Origin of the sequence: Skermanella aerolata KACC 11604 (genome assembly GCF_000936425.1) — a bacterium.
GTDB lineage: Bacteria > Pseudomonadota > Alphaproteobacteria > Azospirillales > Azospirillaceae > Skermanella > Skermanella aerolata.
The window spans coordinates 42,889-66,114 of the sequence record NZ_AVFK01000030.1; the positions used below are offsets into that span (position 1 = coordinate 42,889).

Annotated in this window: 24 protein-coding genes; 21 read left to right on the forward strand and 3 right to left on the reverse strand. The window is 65.6% G+C overall.

Features of this window, described 5'->3' with window-relative positions; genetic code table 11:
- Window positions 1–58: 58 nt before the first annotated feature.
- The 5 genes from N826_RS27635 to N826_RS27655 all read left to right on the forward strand — a co-directional run bounded on the left by N826_RS27635 (window position 59) and on the right by N826_RS27655 (window position 5,223).
- On the forward strand, window positions 59–529 hold the full coding sequence (locus N826_RS27635) for a MarR family transcriptional regulator (protein WP_044434118.1): 471 nt from the start codon (window positions 59–61) through the stop codon (window positions 527–529).
- Between the two features lie 12 nt (window positions 530–541).
- A complete protein-coding gene (locus N826_RS27640) occupies window positions 542–2,527 on the forward strand; it encodes an FUSC family protein (protein WP_044434120.1) in 1,986 nt (661 codons plus the stop codon).
- A gap of 1 nt (window position 2,528) precedes the next feature.
- On the forward strand, window positions 2,529–2,738 hold the full coding sequence (locus N826_RS27645) for a DUF1656 domain-containing protein (RefSeq protein ID WP_044434122.1): 210 nt from the start codon (window positions 2,529–2,531) through the stop codon (window positions 2,736–2,738).
- 4 nt (window positions 2,739–2,742) lie between these two features.
- Window positions 2,743–3,609, forward strand: coding sequence for an efflux RND transporter periplasmic adaptor subunit (locus tag N826_RS27650; RefSeq protein ID WP_044434124.1), 867 nt, complete (start codon window positions 2,743–2,745; stop codon window positions 3,607–3,609).
- Between the two features lie 270 nt (window positions 3,610–3,879).
- Window positions 3,880–5,223, forward strand: a complete 1,344-nt coding sequence (locus N826_RS27655) for an 8-oxoguanine deaminase (protein WP_044434126.1) — start codon at window positions 3,880–3,882, stop codon at window positions 5,221–5,223.
- Here the strand turns inward: N826_RS27655 and N826_RS27660 are convergent.
- Window positions 5,214–6,110, reverse strand: a complete 897-nt coding sequence (locus tag N826_RS27660) for a phytanoyl-CoA dioxygenase family protein (protein WP_044434128.1) — start codon at window positions 6,108–6,110, stop codon at window positions 5,214–5,216. The two genes, N826_RS27655 and N826_RS27660, sit on opposite strands and share 10 nt — an antisense overlap.
- Before the next feature lie 527 nt (window positions 6,111–6,637).
- On the opposite strand from N826_RS27660, the gene N826_RS27665 reads away from it, so the two are divergent.
- Genes N826_RS27665 through N826_RS27680 form a run of 4 tightly spaced genes read left to right on the forward strand, consistent with a single transcriptional unit; the run spans window position 6,638 to window position 11,202 of the window.
- Entirely contained in the window at window positions 6,638–7,846 is a 1,209-nt protein-coding gene (locus tag N826_RS27665) for an ABC transporter substrate-binding protein (RefSeq protein WP_044434130.1), read from the forward strand.
- Between the two features lie 40 nt (window positions 7,847–7,886).
- Window positions 7,887–9,719 (forward strand): ABC transporter permease, encoded by a 1,833-nt coding sequence (locus tag N826_RS27670; RefSeq protein ID WP_044434132.1) that lies wholly within the window; start codon window positions 7,887–7,889, stop codon window positions 9,717–9,719.
- A complete protein-coding gene (locus N826_RS27675) occupies window positions 9,716–10,489 on the forward strand; it encodes an ABC transporter ATP-binding protein (RefSeq protein WP_044434134.1) in 774 nt (257 codons plus the stop codon). The genes N826_RS27670 and N826_RS27675 overlap by 4 nt, the downstream gene beginning before the upstream one ends.
- The gene (locus N826_RS27680; protein WP_044434135.1) at window positions 10,489–11,202 is read left to right on the forward strand and encodes an ABC transporter ATP-binding protein; all 714 of its coding nucleotides are present in this window, start codon (window positions 10,489–10,491) and stop codon (window positions 11,200–11,202) included. Before N826_RS27675 ends, N826_RS27680 begins: the two co-directional genes overlap by 1 nt.
- 261 nt (window positions 11,203–11,463) lie before the next feature.
- Here N826_RS27680 and N826_RS27685 read toward each other — a convergent pair whose 3' ends face one another.
- Entirely contained in the window at window positions 11,464–11,673 is a 210-nt protein-coding gene (locus tag N826_RS27685; RefSeq protein ID WP_044434137.1) for a hypothetical protein, read from the reverse strand.
- 127 nt (window positions 11,674–11,800) lie between these two features.
- On the opposite strand from N826_RS27685, the gene N826_RS27690 reads away from it, so the two are divergent.
- The 3 genes from N826_RS27690 (at window position 11,801) to N826_RS27700 (ending at window position 13,687) form a co-directional block, all read left to right on the forward strand.
- Window positions 11,801–12,148 (forward strand): hypothetical protein, encoded by a 348-nt coding sequence (locus N826_RS27690; protein WP_044434139.1) that lies wholly within the window; start codon window positions 11,801–11,803, stop codon window positions 12,146–12,148.
- A gap of 103 nt (window positions 12,149–12,251) precedes the next feature.
- Complete coding sequence (locus tag N826_RS27695; RefSeq protein WP_044434141.1) at window positions 12,252–12,689, forward strand: hypothetical protein; 438 nt, start codon at window positions 12,252–12,254, stop codon at window positions 12,687–12,689.
- A gap of 113 nt (window positions 12,690–12,802) precedes the next feature.
- Window positions 12,803–13,687, forward strand: coding sequence for a hypothetical protein (locus N826_RS27700; RefSeq protein WP_044434143.1), 885 nt, complete (start codon window positions 12,803–12,805; stop codon window positions 13,685–13,687).
- A 111-nt stretch (window positions 13,688–13,798) separates the two neighbouring features.
- Here N826_RS27700 and N826_RS27705 read toward each other — a convergent pair whose 3' ends face one another.
- Window positions 13,799–15,031 carry an ABC transporter substrate-binding protein gene (locus N826_RS27705; protein WP_044434145.1) on the reverse strand — a complete coding sequence of 411 codons (1,233 nt, stop codon included), beginning with the start codon at window positions 15,029–15,031 and terminating at the stop codon, window positions 13,799–13,801.
- 232 nt (window positions 15,032–15,263) lie between these two features.
- Between N826_RS27705 and N826_RS27710 the strand changes: the two genes are divergently transcribed.
- From N826_RS27710 to N826_RS27750, 9 genes are read left to right on the forward strand one after another with little or no spacing between them, the layout of a single operon-like run.
- Window positions 15,264–15,542, forward strand: coding sequence for a phosphopantetheine-binding protein (locus tag N826_RS27710; RefSeq protein ID WP_280178483.1), 279 nt, complete (start codon window positions 15,264–15,266; stop codon window positions 15,540–15,542).
- Window positions 15,542–16,192 (forward strand): COG4648 family protein, encoded by a 651-nt coding sequence (locus tag N826_RS40580; RefSeq protein WP_052832169.1) that lies wholly within the window; start codon window positions 15,542–15,544, stop codon window positions 16,190–16,192. The genes N826_RS27710 and N826_RS40580 overlap by 1 nt, the downstream gene beginning before the upstream one ends.
- Window positions 16,189–17,511, forward strand: coding sequence for an AMP-binding protein (locus N826_RS27720; protein WP_044434147.1), 1,323 nt, complete (start codon window positions 16,189–16,191; stop codon window positions 17,509–17,511). The genes N826_RS40580 and N826_RS27720 overlap by 4 nt, the downstream gene beginning before the upstream one ends.
- 12 nt (window positions 17,512–17,523) lie before the next feature.
- On the forward strand, window positions 17,524–17,802 hold the full coding sequence (locus N826_RS27725; RefSeq protein ID WP_044434149.1) for an ApeI family dehydratase: 279 nt from the start codon (window positions 17,524–17,526) through the stop codon (window positions 17,800–17,802).
- A complete protein-coding gene (locus tag N826_RS27730) occupies window positions 17,799–18,743 on the forward strand; it encodes a lysophospholipid acyltransferase family protein (protein WP_084721235.1) in 945 nt (314 codons plus the stop codon). Before N826_RS27725 ends, N826_RS27730 begins: the two co-directional genes overlap by 4 nt.
- 1 nt (window position 18,744) lies before the next feature.
- Entirely contained in the window at window positions 18,745–19,320 is a 576-nt protein-coding gene (locus tag N826_RS27735; protein WP_052832170.1) for an outer membrane lipoprotein carrier protein LolA, read from the forward strand.
- Window positions 19,320–21,635, forward strand: a complete 2,316-nt coding sequence (locus tag N826_RS27740; RefSeq protein WP_044434153.1) for an MMPL family transporter — start codon at window positions 19,320–19,322, stop codon at window positions 21,633–21,635. Before N826_RS27735 ends, N826_RS27740 begins: the two co-directional genes overlap by 1 nt.
- Window positions 21,628–22,431: a polysaccharide deacetylase family protein gene (locus tag N826_RS27745; RefSeq protein ID WP_044434155.1), complete on the forward strand. Its 804-nt coding sequence runs from the start codon at window positions 21,628–21,630 to the stop codon at window positions 22,429–22,431. Before N826_RS27740 ends, N826_RS27745 begins: the two co-directional genes overlap by 8 nt.
- Window positions 22,424–23,134 (forward strand): class I SAM-dependent methyltransferase, encoded by a 711-nt coding sequence (locus N826_RS27750; protein ID WP_044434157.1) that lies wholly within the window; start codon window positions 22,424–22,426, stop codon window positions 23,132–23,134. The genes N826_RS27745 and N826_RS27750 overlap by 8 nt, the downstream gene beginning before the upstream one ends.
- Window positions 23,135–23,226: the final 92 nt, after the last annotated feature.

The window sequence follows — 23,226 nt, forward strand, 5'->3', positions numbered from 1 at the left end:
CGCAGGGATGGCAGCGACATATTAGCATCCTAATAATAAGCTTGCTTGGTACACTGTCATGGACACGAATTCCGCCGCCCTCAGGGCGGCTTTCGGTTTCCGGCTGGCGCGGATCGCGCGCCGCTGGCGCCGCGAGATCGACGAGGGCTTAAAGCCCTACGGCCTTACCGAGGCCACCTGGATGCCCCTGCTCCACCTGTCGCATATGGGAAAACAGGCGCGGCAAAAGGATCTGGCGCGATCGCTCGACATCGAGGGATCGTCGCTGGTCCGGCTGCTCGACGCCCTTGAAGCTTCCGGTCTGGTCGAGCGGTTCGACCACGAGACCGACCGGCGTTCGAAGGTGGTGCGGCTGACGGAACGGGGACTGGACGTGCTGGACGGCGTCAACGGGGTGGCGAGCGCCATCCGGCGGCGCCTGCTGCTCGGCGTGCTCGACGACGAGGTGGTGTCGGCGTTGCGCACCTTCGACCGCATCGAGCAGAGCTTCCAGATTGACGAGCCCGCCGAAGAGCGGATCGAAGCCTAACGGCCGGCCTTGATGTTCCTGTTCGATATCCGCAACCTGACCTTCGCGGTCAAGGCGTTCGGCGCATCGATGATCGCGCTGTACATCGCCTTCGCGCTCGACCTGCCGCACCCGTCATGGTCGATGCTGACCGTGTTCATCGTGGCGCAGCCGCTGGCGGGCATGGTGCAGTCGAAGGCGGCCTACCGCGTCATGGGCACCATCGCCGGCTCGGTCTTCGCGGTGTTCGCGACGACCACTTTCGCCGGATCGCCGGAACTCCTGACGCTGGCCCTGGCGGTCTGGGCCGGGGTCTGCGTCTACGCGACCGTGCTGGACCGGACGCCGCGCAGCTATTCCTTCATGCTGGCGGGCTACACGGCGGGGATCATCGCGTTTCCGGTCGTGGATACTCCCGGCATCATCTTCGATACGGCGGTGGCGCGGTGCCAGGAAATCATCCTGGGCATCCTGGTCATGGTGGTGGTCAGTCAGGTGGTGTTCCCACAGCGGGTCGGCGGCATGCTGATGGGGCGGCTGACGGCATGGCTGGAAGACGCGCGCCGCTGGACCAGGGACGTGGTGACGGAACGGACCGCCGGGCCAGAACGGGAAGCGGACCGCCACCGCCTGATCGTCAACGCCGCGGCACTGGACGGCTTGCGGGTCCATGCCAGCTACGACACGCCGGAACTGCGCGCGGCGGAGGCGGGCGTGCGCCGGCTTCAGCGGCTGCTGCAAATGCTGCTGTCGAACGTCGTTTCGGTACAGGACAGGCTGGGGACCCTGCGGCGCGACCGGCCGGATCTTCATGACGCGATAAACCCCTTGCTGACGGCCATCGCAGATTGGTTCGACGAGCCGGCGGACGGCAAGGCGGCGCTGCTGGAACGGCTGGCAGCGGCCGAGCCATCCGACGAAGCCATCCGGAACGACCCCGACGCCCTGCTGATGCGTTCGCTCTGCGCCCGCCTGCGCGACCTTGTCCTGTATTGGGACGAGATCGTCGGGCTTCACGCCGCGATCGGACGCGGCGAGCGGATCAGCGTGCGGGAGGAGCCGCCGTCGCTCCACCGCGACCACTTCATGGCCGCATTGTCGGGTGCATCCGCCACGGTCGCGGTCCTGCTGTGCACCGGGTTCTGGATCGCCAGCGGGTGGTCGCACGGCTATCTCGCCGCGATGATGGCCGCCGTGGGATGCAGCCTGTTCGCGACCCTGGACGAACCGGCGCGAGCGACGGCCAAGTTCCTGAACCTGTCGATCGTCGCCATGATGATCGCGAGCGGCTACCTGCTGTTCGTGCTGCCGGGCGTCAACAGCTTTCCGCTGCTGGTGGCGGCCCTGGTGCCGGTCTTCATTCCGCTGGCCGCCGCGATGGCGTCGCCGCTTCACTTCCCCGTGGCCCTGCCCGTCCTGATCACAACCGCCGCGACGCTGGCGCTCCAGAACAGCTACCAGATCGACTTCGCCGACTTCCTCAACGGCGGGATCGCCCAGGTGATCGGGCTGGGAACCGCCGTGGTGGTTCTGACGCTCATGCGGTCGCTGGGAGCGGACTGGACGGTCCAGCGGCTGATGGACGCGATCCGGAGCGATCTGGCGAGACTGGCCGCCGGGGACTCCCGGCTGGACCGCCGGCGCTTCGAAGGGCGGATGTACGACCGCCTGGGCGGTCTGGTGCCCCGCCTTGCGCTGACTTCGGACCGGCCGGAACGCCGGAACCTGCTGCGCGACGCGTTGGCGGGACTGCGGATCGGGCTGAACCTCCTGGCGATCCGGCGCGACCGCGACATGCTGCCGGCATCGGAGCGCGAAACGGTAGACACGGTGCTGGCGGCACTCCGGCGCTATTTCGGCGGTGCGGGCGGAGGCAGCGATATCGACGAGTTGCGGCGAGTGCTGGACGACGCGACCGCACGGCTTTCAGCGCCCGAGACCGGCCCTGCCGGGACCGAAGTACTCCTGTCGTTGTTCGGCATACGCCACGCGCTGTTCCATATCCAACGGACGTCCTGAGATGAAGGAACTCGACATAGCCGGCGTTTACATCACGCCGATCCTCGGCTGGGCGATCGTAGCCCTGGTCGTTTGGACGGTGCTGCGGCGCCTGATCGACAAGGCGGGCCTGGCGCGCTGGATCTGGCATCGCGGACTTTTCGACGCGGCGCTGTTCATCATCGTCCTGGGCGGCGTCGTCGCGGTGGCCGGCCGGCTTACGGAATTATAGGATCATGAAACTCTCCTTTTCGCTCGGCCGTATTGCGGTCACCCTGGTCACGGTCGCCCTTGCCGTCGTCGTCGGCTGGTACCTGTGGGACTACTACATGGAACGGCCCTGGACCCGCGACGGCCGGGTCCGAGCCGACGTCATCCAGGTGGCGCCCGACGTATCGGGCGTCGTGTCCCGCGTCAACGTTGCGGACAACCAGCGCGTCCATCGCGGCGAACTGCTGTTCACCATCGATCAGGACCGCTACCAGCTGGCGGTCGATCAGAGCAAGGCGATGGTCGAAAGCCGCCGCGCCGAGATGATGCAGCGGGAACGCGACATGGACCGGCAGCACAGGCTCGCCAACGGCGTGATCTCGGCATCGGACCGAGAGCAGGCGGAGTCTGCCTATGCCATAGCACAGGCCGGCTACCGGCAGGCGGTGGCCGATATGGAGGTCGCCAACCTCAACCTCGAGCGGACGGAGGTCCGCGCCGTCACCGACGGCTATGTCACCAACCTGGAGCTTCATGCCGGCGACTATGTCCAGGCGGGCTCTCCCGCCCTGGCGCTGGTGGATATCACGTCGTTCCACGTCGTCGGGTATTTCGAGGAGACCAAGCTGCCGCGCATCAAGGTCGGGGCGCCGGTGTCGGTGGCGCTGATGGGATCGGGCGAGCGGTTCGAAGGCCATGTCCACAGCATCGCCAGCGGCATCGTGGACCGGGAACGCAGCCAGAGCCCGGACCTGCTGGCGAACATCAACCCGACCTTCACCTGGGTCCGGCTGGCCCAGCGGATTCCGGTCCGGATCTCGCTGGACCATCCGCCGGAGGATTGGCAGCCGAGGGCCGGGCTCACCGCGACCATCACCGTCCTGCCGGATTGATGCCAACGGCATTGAAGATTGGCCGGTGAGTTCCGGCAAAGATGTCGGGCTGAAGAGGCTCGACAACCAATGCTGTGTGGAAAGCGTTTGTTGGGCCACGGCCCAACCTACAGGTTCCTGCTGGGTAGGTTGGGCCGTGGCCCAACACTTGCCGACCGCAGGTCAAACTCTTCGGCTCCTGGTAGGAGACCTGGGCCGGATTGAAGGCTTGGCGGAAGGTTGATTACGGTAGTATTGGATCGATAGCGCCTACTCGAAGGAACTCCGCCCATGAGGCTTTGGATCAAGGACCCGCTGGCCATCCTCGCCGAGGGAGCCGAACGCGGGATCGTCGTCGAGGGCGGACAAATCGCCGAACTGGTTCCCGCCGGAGGTAAACCGGCGGCCCCTGTGGCGGAGGTCTTCGAAGCGGGCGGTCTTGCCGTCGTTCCCGGCCTGATCAACACCCATCATCATTTTTACCAGACGCTTACGCGTGCCCTTCCCGGAGCCTTGGACAAGGAGCTGTTTCCCTGGCTGAAGGCGCTGTATCCGGTATGGGCACGGCTCGACCGCCAAGCGCTTGAATCGGCCGTCACCGTCGCTATGGCGGAGCTGATGCTGTCGGGCTGCGCGACGACGACCGACCACCACTACGTCTTCCCCAAGGGGCTGGAAGACGCGATCGACGTCGAGGTCGAGGTGGCGAAGCGGCTTGGCATGCGAGCCGTGCTGACGCGCGGGTCGATGAACCTGTCGGAACGCGACGGCGGTCTGCCGCCGGACAGCGTCGTCCAGGACGAGGACACTATCCTGGAGGACAGCGAGCGGCTGATCGGCAAGTATCACCAGTGCCACGACGGCGCGATGATCCAGATGGCGCTGGCCCCCTGCTCGCCCTTTTCCGTCACCCGCTCGCTGATGACCCGGACGGCGGAGCTGGCCGCCCGTCATGATGTCCGCCTGCATACCCATCTGGCTGAGACGGAGGACGAGAACGCCTTCTGCCTGGAGACGATGGGCTGCCGTCCGCTGGACTACCTGGAGGAATGCGGCTGGCTGAACGACCGCGTCTGGCTAGCCCACGGCGTCCACTTCAACGAGGCCGAGATCGGCAGGCTGGCCGCCGCCGGTGCGTCCGTGACCCATTGCGCGTGCAGCAACCAGGTGCTGGCTTCGGGCATGTGTCCGGTCCACGGGATGGAAAGCGCCGGGGTGAAGGTCGGGCTGGGCGTGGATGGTTCGGCCTCGGCCGACAGCAGCAACCTGATGCAGGAAGTGCGCGCCGCCTTCCTGCTGCAACGGCTCCAGTACGGGGTATCGGCGGTCAGCCATCGCGACGCGCTTCGCTGGGCCACCACTGGTTCGGCGGGGTGCATCGGGCGCTCGGCGGACCTGGGAGTGATCGCACCGGGATATCAGGCCGATCTGGCGCTGTTCAGCCTGGACGAGCTACGCTTCGCCGGGCACGGTGATCCCTTGGCGGCCCTGGTCCTGTGCGGCGCGCACAAGGCCGACTGGGTCATGATCGGCGGCCGATGGACCGTGGTCGACGGCGACATTCCCGGCCTGGATATCGCGGAGTTGAGCCGCAGCCATCAGGCGACGGCGCGCCGGATCGCCCGTCAGAACTGAAAGGCGGGGATCGGCGCCGGAAGTTCTTCGATCGTCTTGAGCTTGAGGTCGAAGCCGCGCAGCGGCATAGCCGGGGACCGTTGAAGCCAGTTATCTTCCGGATACCGGCAGGCGCCGTCGATCACGTGCAGGCTGTAGGAACCGCGCGCGTGACGGGACCTGTTGGGGCCGCTGCGGTGCGGGCAGAAGCCATGAAGAACAATCAGGGTGCCGGCCGATGCTTCCAACGGGACGAAATGTTCTTCTCGTACCTGGCATCCATCGGCATCGGACCAATCCATGCCGGCACTGCCGTCCGGCCGGCGGCGGAAACGTGACCGAAGACCCGTGCGGTGGCCTCCGGGCTGTGCCCACATGCAGTTGTTCTCGATCGTTGCGTCTTCCAGCGCGAACCAGAAACCGAGGACGCTGCCGGGTTCGGTATAGAGCCAAGCCGCGTCCTGATGGATATCGATTTCTCCGCCCCGATGGGCCTGTTTGAAGATCACCATCGATTGAAGCAGCAGGGGGTCGACCATCCCAGTCTGCCGGCAGATCGCATCGAGCCTGGAATCGCGGGAAAACTCGTCGAACATGGGATCGAGGTCATGCAGCGCATGGCCGATCTTATCGACGCCCTGCCATCCCGGCTCCGCCGGCCCCATCGCCGCGATGCCCGCCTTTTCGAAGAACACCCGGATCTTATCGCCCGATGTCAGGAAGTAGTCCTCGTGCTTCGGAGAATCGAGGGTAGGCAGGAAGTCCATGCGCTGAACCTCCCACGAGAGCTGAGCTGCCAATCCTCTTGAATAGTTCAGGAGCGCCGCACATTCCGCCCGTGGCACGAAGTCAGGAAGCACCAAAAACCCATCGGATTCGAATGCATCGACCTGCTCTTTGTTCAACACGGTTATACCTCTGCGGGTTCGCTTCCAGACTTCCGGATCAAATGAATGTCTTTGCCGGCCTCGAATGAAAATAGCTGAAATTGGATGGTTCTTTAGACCACGACAGCTAATATGGCGGTTTCGAATGCGACTGTCATGAGCTTACATGGCAATCATGCTTATGGTTCACGATAAAACGTACGTCATATCTCGTCCACCCTTCGGTCCCTATGCCGTTGGTGCAGAAGAGCAAAGAGTATGACGATTCATTTATTGTCTGTGGAATGAAAGATGAAATTAAATTTCGGTAATATACCATCGCTGATTGGCATATTCTTACATCGGCAATACAGTTTTTGAAGATGCATAGTCTGTACTTGTTTGAATGCCGACGGCGGGCGGGCGGCCGTCCGAAGGCACGCTGACAGCATCGTTCATCGCCGCTTCGAACAAGAATGGGGTGGATTACGCCGGTACGAGCGACGATAAACAACGGCATGGGATCCACCTGAGAAGCGCCTGCGGGCAACACGAACAGGGACTTGATAATGCAGGGTTTGAAACGCACCTTCCGCGCCGCCGTCGCCTCGGCGGCACTGTCCCTGACCGCCCTGTCCGCGGGTGCCGCCGAACCGGTCCGGATCGGCGAGATCAACAGCTATACCGGCCTGCCCGCCTTCACAATCCCCTATCGTCAGGGGTGGGAACTGGCGGTCGAGGAAATCAACGACAAGGGCGGCGTGCTGGGCGGGCGAATGCTCGAGGTGATCTCGCGCGACGACGCCGGCAAACCGGACGATGCCGTCCGCGTCGCCAACGAACTGGTGTCGAACGAGAAGGTCGATATCCTGGCCGGGACTTATTTCAGCCATATCGGGCTCGCGGTCAGCGACTATGCGCTGCGCAGCAAGAAGGTTTTCGTCGCGGCCGAACCGCTGACCGACGCCATCACCTGGGACAAGGGCAACCGTTACACCTTCCGCCTGCGCCCCTCGACCTATATGCAGGCCGCCATGCTGGTGGACCGGGCGGCGGCCCTGCCCGCCAAGCGCTGGGCTACGGTGGCGCCGAACTACGAATACGGCCAGTCGGCGGTCGCGGTGTTCAAGCAGTTGCTGAAGGCGAAGCGGCCCGATGTCGAGTTCGTCGGCGAGCAGTGGCCCGCCCAGGGCAAGATCGACGCCGGATCGACCGTCCAGGCGCTGGCGGCATCCCAGCCGGAAGCCATCTTCAACGTGACCTTCGGCCCCGATCTCGCCAAGTTCGTCCGCGAGGGCACGACGCGCGGGGTCTTCGACGGCGTGTCGGTCGTCAGCCTGCTGACGGGCGAGCCGGAATACTTGGACCCGCTCAAGGGCGAGGCGCCGGACGGCTGGATCGTGACGGGCTATCCGTGGGACCAGATCGACACCCCCGCGCACAAGGCTTTCCTGGATGCCTATCAGGCGCGTTTCAAAGACTATCCCCGGCTGGGTTCCATCGTCGGCTATACCACCTTCAAGGCCATCGCCGCCGCCGTGGACAAGGCCGGTTCGACAGACTCCGAGAAGGTCGCCGATGCGTTCAAGGGGCTGAAGGTCGAGAGCCCGTTCGGCGGGATCGAGTTCCGCGCCATCGACCATCAGGCGACGATGGGCGCCTATGTCGGCAGCATCGCGGTGAAGGACGGCAAGGGCGCCATGACCGACTGGGCCTATTCCGACGGCGCCGACTACCTGCCGTCCGACGAAGTCGTCCTGAAGCGCCGTCCGCAGTGACCATTTCCGTGCGGCGGCTTTCCAGCGGGTCATCTGGCTGATGGGCTTCTATGTCGTGCAGTGCCTGAGCGGTCTGGCCCAGGCATCTTCCCTGTTCCTGGTCGCCGCCGGCCTGTCGATCATCTTCGGCGTCACCCGTATCGTCAACTTCGCCCATGGCTCGTTCTACATGGTCGGGGCCTATATCGCGGTGACGCTGGCAGAGCGCTGGGCCGGAGGTTTCGGCTTCTGGGGAGCCGTCGCGATCGCCGCCTTCGGGACAGGGTTGCTCGGCGTTGTTTTGGAAATGCTGGTGCTGCGCCGGCTGTACCGAAGCCCGGAGTTGTTCCAGTTGCTCGCCACCTTCGGCGTCGTGCTGATCGTGCAGGACGCGGCGCTTGCGATCTGGGGACCGGAAGACCTGCTAGGACCACGGGCGCCCGGCCTTGAAGGCGTCGTCCGCATCCTGGGACGTCCCTTTCCCAAATACGAACTGCTGCTGATAGCGCTTGGGCCGCTGGTGCTCGGACTGCTCTGGCTGCTGTTCAACCGGACTCGCTGGGGGACGCTGGTGCGGGCCGCGACGCAGGACAGGGAGATGACGGCCGCCCTGGGCATCAACCAGACCTGGCTGTTCACCTCGGTCCTGTTCCTGGGCTCCCTGCTGGCGGGGCTGGGCGGCGCCTTGCAGATCCCGCGCGAGGCGGTCAACCTGCACATGGACATCAACATCGTCGTGGAGGCCTTCGTCGTCGTCGTGGTTGGCGGCATGGGCAGCGTCGGTGGCGCGTTCCTGGCGGCGGTGCTGATCGGGCAGCTTCAGGCCTTCGGCATCCTGATCTTCCCGCAGATCACGCTGGTGATCGTGTTCCTGTTCATGGCCGTGGTCCTGGTGGTACGGCCCCATGGGCTGCTGGGCCGCCCGCAGGCGCTGGCGCGCGCGGCGGGGAACCAGCAAGAGCCGCTGCTGAGGCCGGCCACTCCGGCGGGACGGCTGGTCGGTGCGGCCCTGCTGGCGGTCCTGGCGCTGCTTCCCGCATTGGCCGGCGACTATGCGCTGACGGTCCTGACCGAAATCCTGATCCTGACGCTGTTCGCCGCCAGCCTTCATTTCATCATGGGTCCTGGCGGCATGATCTCGTTCGGCCATGCCGCGTATTTCGGGCTGGGAGCCTATGGCGCGGGGCTGCTGGTGAAGCACTTCGCGGCCGGCATGCTGCCGGGGCTTGTGGCGGCGCCGCTGCTGGCCGCCGGCGGCGCATTGCTGTTCGGCTGGTTCTGCGTGCGCCTGTCCGGCGTCTACCTTGCCATGCTGACGCTGGCCTTCGCGCAGATTACCTGGTCGGTGGCGTTCCAGTGGCAGGCCGTGACGGGGGGCGACAACGGTATTCTGGGCGTCTGGCCCGACGGCTGGGCATCGCCCCGCTGGGTCTTCTACTACCTGACGCTTGCCTGCTGCGCCGGCGGCGTCCTGATGCTCCGCCGGATCATCTTTTCACCGTTCGGCTACGCGCTGCGGGCGGGGCGGGACTCGCCCTTGCGGGCCGATGCGGTGGGCATCGACGTCCGCCGAATCCAGTGGCTCGCCTTCACCCTGGCGGGGACCTTCGCGGGGCTGGGCGGCGGGCTCTACGCCTATGCCAAGGGCAGCGTGTTCCCCAACCTGATGGCGATACCGCGCTCGGTCGATGCGCTGGTGATGGTGCTGCTGGGAGGTGTGCAGACCTTGACCGGGCCGGTCGTGGGCGCTGCTGTTTTCCACACGCTCAACACCGAAATGGTCCGGCATACGGAGTACTGGAGACTGCTGCTCGGCGTCTCGATCATCGTGCTGGTCCTGGTATTCCCGATGGGCATCGCCGGGGCTTTCCGGCGGCGGGAGCGCGCCGCATGACCGTGCTCGAGGTGAAGGGCCTGACGAAGGCCTTCGGCGGCGTCCACGCCGTCAACGGCGTCAGCTTCTCGGTCGCGGCGGGTGAGTTGCTGGCGCTGGTCGGCCCGAACGGCGCCGGCAAGACCACCTGCTTCAACATGCTGAACGGCCAGATCCCGCCCGATGCGGGAGACATCACTTTGAACGGGGCCAGCCTGCGCGGGAAATCGCCGCGCCATGTCTGGCGCCTTGGCGTCGGGCGGACCTTCCAGATCACGGCGACCTTCGGCTCGATGACGGTGCTGGAGAACATCCAGACCGTGCTGCTGTCGCATCACCGCCGGCTGTTCGATTTCTGGGGACGGGCGGCGCGGCGGCATATCGCCGAGGGCATGGCGCTGCTGGAACGCGTCGGCATGGCGTCCCAGGCCGACCGGCCCTGCGCCGTGCTGGCTTACGGCGACTTGAAGCGGGTCGAACTGGCGATGGCGCTGGCGAGCGATCCGCGCCTGCTGCTGATGGACGAACCGACCGCCGGGATGGCGCCGCGCGAACGGATCGAGCTGATGGCCCTGACGGCGGAACTGGTGCGGGAAAAGAACATCGCCGTCCTGTTCACCGAGCACGACATGGATGTCGTCTTCGCCCATGCGGACCGGATCATCGTGCTAAACCGGGGTGAGCTGATCGCATCCGGCACGCCCGCCGAGGTACGCGCGGACGCCCAAGTCCAGGAGGTCTATCTGGGCAGCGGCGCCATGTTCGGACACGGACCGGAAGGGTCACCCTGATGAGCGACGTCATCCTCAGCGTCGAGGCGTTGAACAGCTTCTACGGTCGGGCTCACATCCTGTTCGACGTCACGCTAGAGGCGCGGCGCGGCGAGGTGGTGGCCCTGCTGGGCCGCAACGGCGCCGGCAAATCGACTACAATGCGGTCGATCATGGGGCTGATCGCGAACCGGAGCGGGAGTGTCCGCTTCGCGGGCCATGACATCTCGCGCAGGCAGCCGCACGAGATCGCCCGCCTGGGCCTCGGCTACGTCCCGGAGGACAGGAGGATCTTCACCGACCTGACCGTCATGGAGAACCTGGAGGTCGGCCGCCAGCCTGCACGGACCGGAGCGCCGCATTGGACGCCAGAGCGGCTGTTCACGCTGTTCCCCAACCTGGGCGACATGCGGGACCGCCCGGGTGGCCGGATGAGCGGCGGCGAGCAGCAGATGCTGACGATCGCCCGAACCCTGATGGGCAATCCTTCGGCGATCCTGCTGGACGAACCTTCGGAAGGTCTGGCCCCCCGGATCACCGAGATGATGGCCCATGCCATCGTCGGCCTGAAGGCCGAGGGCCAGACAGTGGTGCTGTCGGAACAGAACCTGCACTTCGCGGCGCTGGTAAGCGACCGGGCCTATGTCATCGAGAAGGGCCGCATCCGCTACGAGGGTGCGATGGCGGCCCTTCGGGAGGACGAGGAAATCCGCAGCGCCTATCTCAGCCTGTGATTCCGAGGGCTGAAGACATTGACCTGTGCGGACGGTTTTTGTTGGGCCACGGCCCAACCTACAAACTCCTGCTTCGTAGGTTGGGCCGTGGCCCAACACTGCCGGAGCGCCGGTCAAATTCTTCGGCTCCTGGTATGATATAGGATCTGGAAAGTTCCGCCATGTCAGGAGCGTTAGTGTCGGACCTCTTCAGCCCGACATTAACGCTCCTGACCGGCCAATACTAAATTCGACTGGTATGATCGTCGAAATCCAAACAACTCAATCGTCGCTGTTATAGGTGGTCACTGCGATCTCGACCATTTTCCGGAGCACCTGATCGATATCGACGTCGGAACTGGCTTCGTCCACGAGCATCTCCTCGAGGTATGTCCGCAAGGTGAACTGGTCCATTTCACCGATCTCGTGCTTAGTGCCAAGTTGCATGTCGCCAAGCGCCTTGGCCGCTCGAATGAGCCGTATTTCCTGCATTTCCTGTTCCTGAACTCGTTGTGATCCAATAACGTTCAGGAGGGGGATATGTCGCAGTGAACCCGTATACTGCGGGCGATTGCCGCAGGCGACTAAAGCGGGAATGTCAGAACCAGGAAGGTGAGGGATGTTTCTTTCGACCGTAGGCGGTCGATATTGGGTCGAGTTGATCGACCAGCCGACCGCGGATTGGGAAAGCTTCCGCATGGACCACGCCGTGTCCAAGTACTTTGCCAAGCACATCACCGACCGGCGGTCGGTGCCGAAAGGGGACTTTGCCGAAGCTCGCTTCTTCTCGCTCAGGGACCGGAATGCCGAGCCGGTATCCACCGCCATGACCCAGCCCAGACGGATCGACATCGGTGTCGCGCGCGGCAACCGTTCGCCGTTTCCCGAGTTCACCGAGGACTTCGAGATCCTGGCCCGGCACCTGAAGGTTTCGTTCAACACCCGCTGCTATCCGTACGGACGCTGATCCGAAAAGCGCCGGTTCGATACCGGCATGCCTCTTGCTCCCCTGCGGGGATCGTCCCGAATCCTGGCTCGATCGAGCCGGATCCCTACCCAGAGGAGCAATCATGGTCCCAAAGCTGACACTGGCCCTGCGTCTCGCCCGGCGCTTTCCCGACAATGCGAGCCTGCTGGCGGAGCTTCGGGAAGACAAGACCATCCGCAGGACGATCGACGCCTACGACTATCTTTCCGGCGTGGCGCGAGAGGGCGGGTCGGTGACCGTCGCCGACGTGGCGGCTGCCGTGAAGCTGCCGCTGTCGGGCACCGCCCAGGCCGCCAACGCCAAGGCGGTCGCGACGATCCTGGCGGCGCTGACGACATACGATTTCGAGGAAGCGACACCGATACTGACGACGTTAGTGCTGCGGAAAGCGGGCAAGCGCCCTCCCCCCGCGTTCTTCGCGCTGGTCGACGACATGGGCCTGCTGGCGCCCTACGACGACGAGGAAAGCTTCGTCAAGGATGAGACCGCGCGAGTCCATAAGAATTGGGTAGCCGCTTGACGCTGGTATTTTAAGGACGACAGCCGGACTTCCCATCCCCGGACCAGTGTTTCAAGGTATATCATTCCCTGGAATGACAACCTGAAGCATCTCACCGCGTGGGAATTTGGCCAATGTTCGACCTGACCACTCTGACGGCGGAGGCTTTCGGGCAGGAGATCTCCGCCGCTTATTACAACACATTCGGCGGCAGGGAACCGCAGCGCGCCGACTTCCTGGCGGCCTCCGCCCGGCTGGCGGTGGAGCGGATCGCCAACAGCGATGCGCTCTATCATGACGTCCACCACACGATCATGGTGACGCTGGTCGGACAGGATATCCTGCGCGGACGGATCATCACCCAGCGGGTGACACCCGAGGACTGGGAACATTTCCTGCTGGCGTTGCTGACCCACGACATCGGGTATGTCCGGGGCGTGTGTCCGGGCGACGAGCGGGATACCTGCGTGATCGATCAGGCCGGGAACTCAATCCTCCTGCCGAGGGGGGCGACGGACGCGTTCCTGGCGCCCTACCATGTCGAGAGATCCAAGATCTTCGTTCGGGCACGATTCGCGGATTACCACGACCTAGACGTGGAGCGGGTGACGCGCAGCATCGAGCTGACGCGCTTTCCCGTGCCGGACGACAGCGACCACGCTGCGGTCGATACCGAAGCGGGGCTGGTCAGGGCGGCCGATCTGATCGGGCAATTGGCTGACCCGATGTATATGCGGAAGATCACCGGCCTGTTCTACGAGTTCCAGGAAACTGGCGTGGCGGATCGGCTGGGGTACAAGTCGCCAGCCGACATCGTGGACTTCTACCCGGAATTCTTCTGGACCAGGATCGAGCCGTTCGTTGGAGCGGGATTGCGGTATCTGGAATTGACCAGTTCCGGCAAGCAGTGGATCGCCAACCTGTACAGCCACGTCTTCACCGTCGAGCACAACCGGCGAAGCCTGGGCCCACATGTCCCGGCCGAACGGGAGAAGGATGGGGAAGCGGTAGAGGGTTGATTACTCCACTGGTATCAAGCATCGACCGGCCTGGGGCGTTCAATGTCGGGCTGAAGAGGCCCGACCTACGTGAGCGTGCTTTTGTAGGTCGGGCCTCTTCAGCCCGACATGTCATTTGACCGGAGTGCCGACCAGAGGGCAGCCGCCATCCGCCATCGGGCGGAAAGCCTGGTTGGCTGGGATGCGGGAAACCAGCTTGTAATAGTCCCACGGACCGGTCGATTCGCCGGGAGCCTTGACCTCGAACAGGAACATGTCGTGGACCGCGCGGCCGTCGGGGCGGATGGTCACGGGGCCGAACAGCGGGTCGTCGATGGAATCGCGCTTCATCCGATCGACGATCCGCGTGCCGCCCGCGTCCGGACCGGTCTCTGCCAGCGCGTTCAGCCACGCCAGCACGGAGGAATAGACGCCCGCGTGGTTCATCGTCGGCATCGTACCGCCCGACCGCTCGGCGAAGCGGCGGCTCCACCGGCGGGTCGCGTCGTTCAGGTCCCAGTAGAAGGCTTCGGTCAGCAGCAGGCCCTGCGCCGCTTCGAGGCCCAGGCTGTGGACGTCGGACAGGAAGACCAGCAGACCCGCCAGCGAGCGGCCGTCGCGCAGGATGCCGAACTCGCGCGCCTGCTTGATCGCGGTGACCGCGTCGTTGCCGGCGTTGGCGAGGCCGATGACTCTGGCGCCCGAAGCCTGCGCCTGGAGCAGGAAGGAGGAGAAATCCGACGTGCCGAGGGGATGCCGGACGCCGCCCAGGACCTTGCCGCCGCTCGCCAGCACGACGGCCGACGCGTCGCGCTCCAGCGCTTGGCCGAAGGCGTAGTCTGCCGTCAGGAAGAACCAGCTCTCGCCGCCGCGCTTGACCACGGTCGATCCGGTCGCGTGCGCCAGCGCCCAGGTGTCGAAGGTCCACTGCACGGTGGTCGGAGCGCATTTCGGCCCGGTCAGGTCGGATGAGGCGACGCTGGAGCCGAGGAACACCCGGTCCCTCGCCCGCATGATCTCGTTGACGGCCAGAGCGACCGACGTGTTGGGGACATCCACGACGGCATCGACATGCTCGCTGTCGATCCAGCGCCGGACGATCTCCGCCCCGATATCGGCCTTGTTCTGGTGATCGGCATAGACGATCTCGACCTTGACCTGTTCCCGCCCGTCCGGTGATGCAGCGGTGAAATCCTCCACCGCCAGTTCGGCAGCGATCACGGATTTGCGGCCCGAGAGGTCCGAATAAGGGCCGGAGCCGTCGTTCAGCACGCCTAAGCGGACGACCCGCTCGGCTGATGCCGGCAGGGTCCACAGTGCCACCGAGCTCACCAGGGCGAGGATGAGGGGGATGACACGTCTCACCGGAATTCTCCTTCGGATTGGATCTGTGAAGCTAAATTACCGCGCCTTCGGAGAATCCGTAATAGGACATTTCAAGGGTTCACGCGGCTGGTGACAAAGCAGACTAAATAACGTTATCTTCCGATCTGGAAAGCTCGCTACTCTTCGCGAACGTGTGAGGCCTATACCTTTGGGATTAGCACGTAAGCACTAAATGTTTTTGCAGTAGACTGACTGAAAACTGGCGCAGGGCATGATGGGTGAAGTGAATTCGATGGTTCGACCCGAACTTGAGTTGGCAACCTTGATTGTCAACACGCTCAATCTTGAGGTTTCGCCGGAAGACATCGATCCGGACGCGCCGCTGTACGGCGAGGGGCTGGGGCTGGATTCTATCGATATGCTCGAGATTGCGCTGGCAATCTCGAAGGCCCATGGCGTGAAGCTGCGTTCCGACGACGAGAGCAATGTCAGGATCTTCTCCTCGCTGCGCCATTTGAGCAACCATATCCAGCACCTCAAAGCAGCGTAATGAAACCGGCGGCGGCTTGGGCCGGGTTGAGCGCCGGGCTGCTGGCTCTTGGCTTGTATCCTGTGCTGATCCATACGGCTGTCGTGTCCGGCGCAGGCACCGGGCCGGCGACGGTGTTCGCGTTGGTCCAGGCCGGTGTCACCGGGTTGGCACTGGCGCGGACGGCCAAGCGTTACCGATGGATGGCGCTGATCGGCGTGGCGGGACTTGCCGTCACGTCCTGGTATTCCGCGCGCGACGGGTTGCTGGCGGCGTCGGGCATCAGCCATGCCATGATCTATTTAGGATTGCTGGCTCTGTTCGGGAACTCGCTGGCTGCGGGTCGCGAGCCCCTGATCACGGCAATCGCGCGCAAGGTGCGGGGTTACCTGACGCCGGAGATGGAGATCTACACCCGCCGAGTCACCTGGGCATGGTGCTTGTTCTGCGGGGCGCAGCTGGCCGGTTCGCTGGTTCTCTTGGCTACGGCGACCGACGAGACTTGGTCTTTCTTCGTCAACGTCATGGATCTGCCGCTGCTGCTGACGATGTTCGCGGTCGAATACTGCTGGAGGCTCTATCTGTTCTGGAACTATCCCCATGGCAGCATCCTGGACATCGTCCGGGTGTTCATGGAGGAGCAGCAGTCCGGCTCCAGGGACGCCGCATGAGCACGCTTCCGCTGATGCGCTACGCCGATGCCGGCGCTGCGATGGCTTGGCGCAACGGCGAGCGAATCGACGTATGCCGCTTTCTGGCCACGTCGGCGGCGCTCGCTGAGGCCCTGCCCGACTGCGACCATATCGTCAATCTCTGTACCGACCGGTTCGACTTCGCGGCAGGTCTTGCGGCGGCCTTGATGCGCAAGCAGGTCAGCCTGCTGCCGCCCAACGACAGGCCAGTCATGCTGCGCCAACTGGCGCAGGCCTATCCGGGTGCGGTCTGCCTGACGGATGCAGGCGTAGCCTATGAGGGAATGACCTGCGTCCAGGTCCCTGAGCCGCCATCCGGCGGCGGCATGCGGGAGATCCCATCCTTTCCCGAGGATCAGGTGGCCGCCATCGCCTTCACGTCGGGATCGACGGGACAACCGATGCCGCAGGTAAAGACCTGGGGAACGCTGGTGCGCAGCGTCCATGGCGAAGGTGCTGCCCTGGGCATGGCCGAACTGGCAGGGGCTTTCCTTGTCGGGACGGTGCCGCACCAGCACATGTACGGGCTGGAATCGGTCATCCTGCTGGCGCTTCAGCACGGCATGGCCTTGCAGGCGAAGCGTCCGTTCTATCCCGGCGACATCGCGGCGGCCCTGGACGAGTTGCCCGGCCGGCGAATGCTGGTGACGACTCCGGTTCATTTGAAGACCTTGCTGGCCGACGGCGGCAGGCTGCCAGCGGTCGACTTCCTGCTATGCGCCACGGCGCCGCTGGCGCCGCAGCTTGCGAGCGAGGCGGAATGGATGTTCGACGCGCCGCTGTACGAGATCTACGGCTGTTCGGAAACGGGACAGGTGGCGGTCCGGCGTCCCAAGCTGTCTGCGGAATGGCGGTGCATCGAGGGCATCCGGCTTCGGCAGGACGACGAGGGAACCTGGGCGTCGGGCGATTTCCTGAAGGGGGAAACGCTGCTGGCCGATGTCATCGAACTGAACGCGCCCGACCGCTTCATCCTGCATGGACGGTCGGCCGATCAGGTCAACATCGCTGGCAAGCGCAGTTCTCTGGCCTATCTCAACCATCATCTCAACTCGATCGAGGGTGTCCGCGACGGCGTGTTCGTCATGCCGGAAGGCGTCCGCGAGGGTGGGGGGACGGTGCGGCTGACTGCCTTCGTGGTGGCGCCTGACCTTACAGCCGAAACGCTGCTGGCGCGGCTGCGCGAGCGGATCGAACCGGCTTTCCTGCCCCGTCCGCTCCACTTCGTCGATGCCCTGCCCCGCAACGCCACCGGCAAGCTGACCGCCGAGGCGATTCAGCGGCTTCTCGGGAAATAGGGTAGGCCCAGAATGCCCCATCGGATCGAACACGCCTTCCCCGTCGACCATCCGACGGCGGCGGGCCACTTTCCCGGCAACCCGGTGATACCGGGCGCCGTGCTGCTGGACGTCGTCCTTCGGGTTGTCTTTGGTGGCGAACTCGGAGCCTGCGAGGTCCGGTCGGCCAAGTTCCTCCATCCGGTTCGTCCGGGGGACGTGATGTCGATCCGCTGGAACGAGGGCGATTCGATCCGTTTCGACTGTGCGGTCGGCGAACGGCCGGTGCTGACGGGCAGCGTGCGGCGATGAAGGTGGCGGTTGAGGCGGAAAAGGCCGGGGCGCTGGCTGGCGCAGAGGAGATCGGGGGCAAGGAGTGGGTCGCGAGGCCGGAGCGGAGCAGCGTCGCCGCCATCCGCCTCATCGTCTGGGTGGCGCTGCGGCTGGGAAGGCCGGCGGCGCGGCTGCTGCTGTATCCGATCTGTCTGTACTTCGTCGTATTCTCGCGGAAGCCGCGCCGGGCGTCGGCGAAGTTCCTGGAACGGGCGCTGGGGCAGCGTCCGGGTTTCAATGATCTGTTCCGGCATTATCATGTCTTCGCCGCCTGCCTGCTGGACCGCGTCTTCTTCCTGAACGACCAGACGGAGCAGTTCGATATCCATGTCCATGGCGAGGAGGTCGCGGTCGAGATGCTGAAGCGCGGCACCGGGTGTCTGCTGCTCGGCGGCCATATGGGCAGTTTCGAGGCGATCCGGACGCTGGGACGCAAGCAGCCGGGGCTGAAGGTCAGCCTCGTCATGTACGAGGAGAACGCCCGCAAGATCAACTCGGTGCTGGGCGCCATCAACCCCGATCTGGCGCTGGAGGTCATCGCCCTGGGCAGGCCCGACAGCATGCTGAAGGTGCGCGAGAGCTTGGACCGCGGCGACTTCGTCGGGATGCTGGGCGACAGGACGCTGGAGGGCGAGGGGGAGATCCGCCTGCCCTTCATGGGAGAGCCGGCGAGTTTCGCGACGGGGCCGTTCCAGCTTGCCGCCCTGCTGAAACGGCCTGTTGTGCTGATGGTCGGGCTGTATGGCGGCGGCCGGCGCTACGACGTGCATTTCGAGCAACTTGCGGATTTCTCGACTGTTACGACGCCGGAGCGGGCCGGCGAGGTGCGGCAGGCCGCCGGCCGTTTCGCCAAGAGGCTGGAGCATTTCGCGCGGCTGTCGCCCTACAACTGGTTCAACTTCTATGATTTCTGGAAATGACATGAGACGTGCCGCAGCGGCTTTGGCGGTGATGCTGGCGCTGTCGCCGATCGGACCCGCCTGGGCGGCGGAGTGGGGCGTCGCGGACCTGATGGCGTCGCTCGCGGAGGTGCGGTCGGACAAGGCTAGGTTCGTCGAGAAGGGCTTCGTCAGTCTGCTGAAGGAGCCGGTCGAATCGTCGGGCACGCTGTCCTACGAGCGGCCAGACAAGGTCGAGAAGCGGACGGAGAAGCCAAGGTCGGAGAGCCTGAAGGTCGAGGGCGACAAGCTGACGCTGACCCAGGCGGACGGCACGGTGCGGAGCGTTTCGCTGTCGTCGATGCCGGAGATCGAGGCCTATGTGGAGAGCATCCGCGCCACTCTGGCCGGCGACCTCCCTACCCTGCGGCACTTCTATAACGTGGCGCTGGAGGGGGTGCAGGACGGCTGGACGCTGCAACTGACACCGCTCGGGGCGGATGTGCGGGAGATGGTCCGGCTGATCGTAATCTCAGGCCAGCGGAACAAGATCGGGGAGGTCGCGGTCTACCAGACGGACGGCGACCGTTCCGTCATGACGATCACGCCGGAACCTTGATGAGGAGCATTGGGCGGCGCTGGGCGCTGATCGTCTGGATCGCGGGGCTGGTACTGTGCGCACTGGTGATCGCGCGCTCCGAATTTACCGCCGACCTTTCCGCCTTCCTGCCCGGTTCGCCCTCGCCGGAGCAGCGCCTGCTGGTGGACCAGTTGCGCGACGGCGTGGTTTCCCGGCTGATCCTGGTCGGGCTGGAGGAAGCGCCGCCCGAGGTGCTGGCGAAGGCCAGCCGGGAGGTTGCCGCGAAGCTGCGGCAGGACGGCGCGATAGCGGCGGTCACCAACGGCGACGGGACCGGGCTGGAAGCGGACCGGGCTTATGTCTGGAACAACCGCTATCTGCTGAGTTCGGCGGTGACGCCGGAGAGGTTCACCGCCGAGGGGTTGCGCGCGGCGCTGGAAGAGGATCTGCGGCTGCTGCAATCGCCCGGCGGGATGTTCCTGAAGCGGGCGCTGCCGAACGATCCGACGGCGGAGATCCTTCACCTGACGGACCGCCTGACCGGAGGCGGCGGCGGGCCGGCAACGCGGGACGGCGTCTGGTTTTCCGCCGATCGCGGACGGGCGCTGCTGCTGGTCCAGACCAGGGCGGCGGGGTTCGACATGGCGGCGCAGGCAGCGATCATCCAGCGCATCCGGGATGCGGTGGCCGAGGCCGGGCCGGTGCGGGCGGTGATGACGGGGCCGGCGGTATTCTCGGTCGCGACCCGCGACACGATAGAGGCCGACGTCAAGCGATCGTCGATCCTGGCGACCTTGCTGGTGGCGGGGGTGCTGCTGGTGGTCTACCGGTCGCCGCGCGTGCTGGCGCTGTCGCTGCTGCCGGCGGCGAGCGGGGCGCTGGCGGGGATCGCGGCGGTCAGCCTGGGGTTCGGGACAGTCCATGGCATCACGCTGGGCTTCGGCGTGACGCTGCTCGGCGAGACGGTGGACTATGCGATCTACCTGTTCGCCCAGACGATGCCGGGCGAGCGGGCGGACCGGACGCTGCCGAGGATCTGGCGGACGCTGCTGCTGGGCATGCTGACCTCGGTCGTGGGTTTCGGCACGATGTTGCTGTCCAGCTTCAGCGGACTGGCGCAGCTTGGGCTGTTCTCCATTGTCGGGCTGATCGTGGCGCTGGCGGTGACTCGCTGGGTGTTGCCGGTGCTGCTGCCCGCGCGGTTCTCGACGGCCCAGTCGAGGTGGCTGGGGCCAGTCCTGATGCGCTTCGTCGCGGCGGCGCCTCGGCTGCGCCCGCTGCTGCTGGTGGCGGTGGTCGCGTCGGTGGGATGGCTGGCGTTCCAGCGCGGCGATATCTGGAGCGGCGAGCTTGCCAGCCTGAGCCCGGTTTCCAAGGCCGACCAGGACATGGACGAGCGGTTGCGAGGCGATATCGGCGCTCCCGATCCCGGTCACCTTCTGGTGGTGAGCGCCGTGGATCAGGATGTGGCCCTGGCGGCTGCGGAAGCGCTGGAGGAGCCACTTCGCGGCATGATCGCCGCCGGCGCGCTTGCAGGCTATGAGTCGCCGGCGAACTATCTGCCGTCCAAGGCGGCGCAGCGGGCGCGGCAGGAAGCTCTGCCGGGACCGGACAGTCTGCGCGCCGATCTTGAGCGGGCGTCGGAGGGATTGCCGTTCCGAGCCGACGTGTTCGAGCCGTTCCTGAAGGATGCCGAGGCCGCCAGGAACGCGCCGCTGCTGGAGCGCGAAAGCCTGGAAGGAACGTCGCTGCTGCTGAGGCTGGACAGCCTGCTGGTGAGGAACGGCGACGGCTGGGCCGCGATGTTGCCATTGCGGGGTGTTTCCGATCCACAGGCGCTGGGGGAGGCGTTGCGCGGCAAGGCGGTGCTGCTGGACCTGAAGACGGAGTCGGATTCGCTCTACCGTACCTATCGTCAGGAGGCCCTGATGCTGGCGCTGGCGGGCGGGGTCGCGATCGTGGCGCTGCTGGCCGTCAGCCTGCGGTCGGCGCGGTCGCTGAACGGCGTGGTCGTTCCGCTGGCGGCGTCCGTGCTGATTACAGTGGCGTTGCTGACGGCGGCGGGACAGCAGCTTTCCATCTTCCATCTGGTCGGGCTGCTGCTGGTCGTCGGCGTCGGGTCGAACTACTCGCTGCTGTTCGAGCGGCCGGAGCCCTCCGGTCAGTTGCGCGAGCGGACGGTGAGTTCGGTCGCCATCGCCAATCTCTGCACGGTGATCGGCTTTGGCACGCTGTCGTTCTCCAGTATTCCGGTACTACATGGGATCGGCATGACGGTCGCGGTCGGCGCTTTCCTGAGCCTGGTTTTTTCGGCCATCCTCAGCGGCCCACGGGAGGCTGCGGCGCATGGCTGAGCGCTGGGCGCCCTCCCTGGCTATCCGTGGTTCGGTGGCGCTCCATGCCGCAGCGGCGCTGGGCGTCATAGCGATGCCCGCCGTGTGGCCATGGGGGATCGCGGCGGTGGCCGGCAATCACCTGCTGCTGACGGCGGCGGGGTTGTGGCCGCGCAGCACTTTGCTCGGCCCGAACCTGCGGCGGATGCCGGAGCGGAACGCGCGGCTTGGTCAAGTCGGCCTGTGCTTCGACGATGGTCCCGATCCGGCGGTGACGCCGGCGGTGCTCGACCTGCTGGACAGCTACGGCGCCAAGGCCAGCTTCTTCTGCATCGGGGAAAGGGCATCCCGGCATCCCGGTCTTGTCCGGGACATCGTGGCGGGCGGACACACGGTCGAGAACCACACGTGGCGGCATTCTCCGGCGTTCTCGACCTTCGGGGTGCGGGCGCTCCGGAGGGAAGTGACCAAGTCGCAACAAGTGATCGGGGAGCTCTCCGGCAGGCGGCCTCGGTTCTTCAAGGCTCCGGCCGGTCTGCGCAATCCGCTGCTGGAACCCGTTCTGTGCCGCGAAGGGCTGCGGCTGACCACCTGGACGCGGCGCGGTTTCGACACGGTGTGGCGAAGCCCGGCGGCAGTGGCTGGCCGTCTGACTCGGGGCCTCGCCGCCGGCGACCTGCTGATGCTTCACGACGGGTCGGCGGCGCGGACGGCCGAGGGTGTTCCCGTCGTCCTCGCGGTCCTGCCAGTGCTGCTCGAGGCTTTGGCCGAACGCGGCCTGACGGCGGTGTCGCTGGAGGCGGTGGCCGATGACTGACCGGGAGTTCGCGGCACTTGTCGAGGCGGCGGCGGAACCGTACCGGCGAAGCGGGCGCTATGCCTGGCACTTCGCGCGCGGCAAGCTGTGGGGCGATCCGGTGTTCCGGTTCCTGCTGAGCAGCGGCGTGCTGCCTTCCGCCGGCGTGCTGTTCGACCTGGGCTGCGGGCAGGGCGTGCTGATGGCGCTGCTTCGGGCGGCCGGTGCCTGCCACGCGCGCGGCGACTGGCCGGGGGAGTGGCCGGCGCCGCCCTCATCGCTGAAGCTGCACGGCGTCGAATTGAGCCGGCGGCGGGCCGAGGTGGCAGGACAAGCGCTGGACGGCGGCGCGGTGGTGGAGAGGGGCGATATACGCCATGCGCCGCTTCCCGCTTGTGCTGCCATCGTGATCCTGGACGTGCTGCTTTACCTGGACGACGCGGACCAGCGCCATGTGCTGGCGCGGTGCGCCGAGGCGCTCGGCCCCGGCGGCGTACTGGTGCTGCGGGAGGCGGATGCCGGAGCCGGATTGCCCTTCCAAGTCACCCGCTGGGCGGAAAAGCTGGCGTGCTGGTCGCGCGGCCAGATCAGGCAATCCCTCAGGTACCGGCACGCGCGGGAATGGCAGGCTTTGCTGGAGGCGGTGGGCTTCACGGTGGAAGCCCGCCCGATGAGCGAGGGAACGCCGTTCGGCAACGTCCTGTTCGTGGCGCTACGCCGGTAGCGCCGGCTTCGCCTGTGGAACCCTTCCATTGAACGGCTTGCCATCCGGACCATTTCGCTCTTTAACCGTCGCGGTCCGGTGGACCCGCCCCC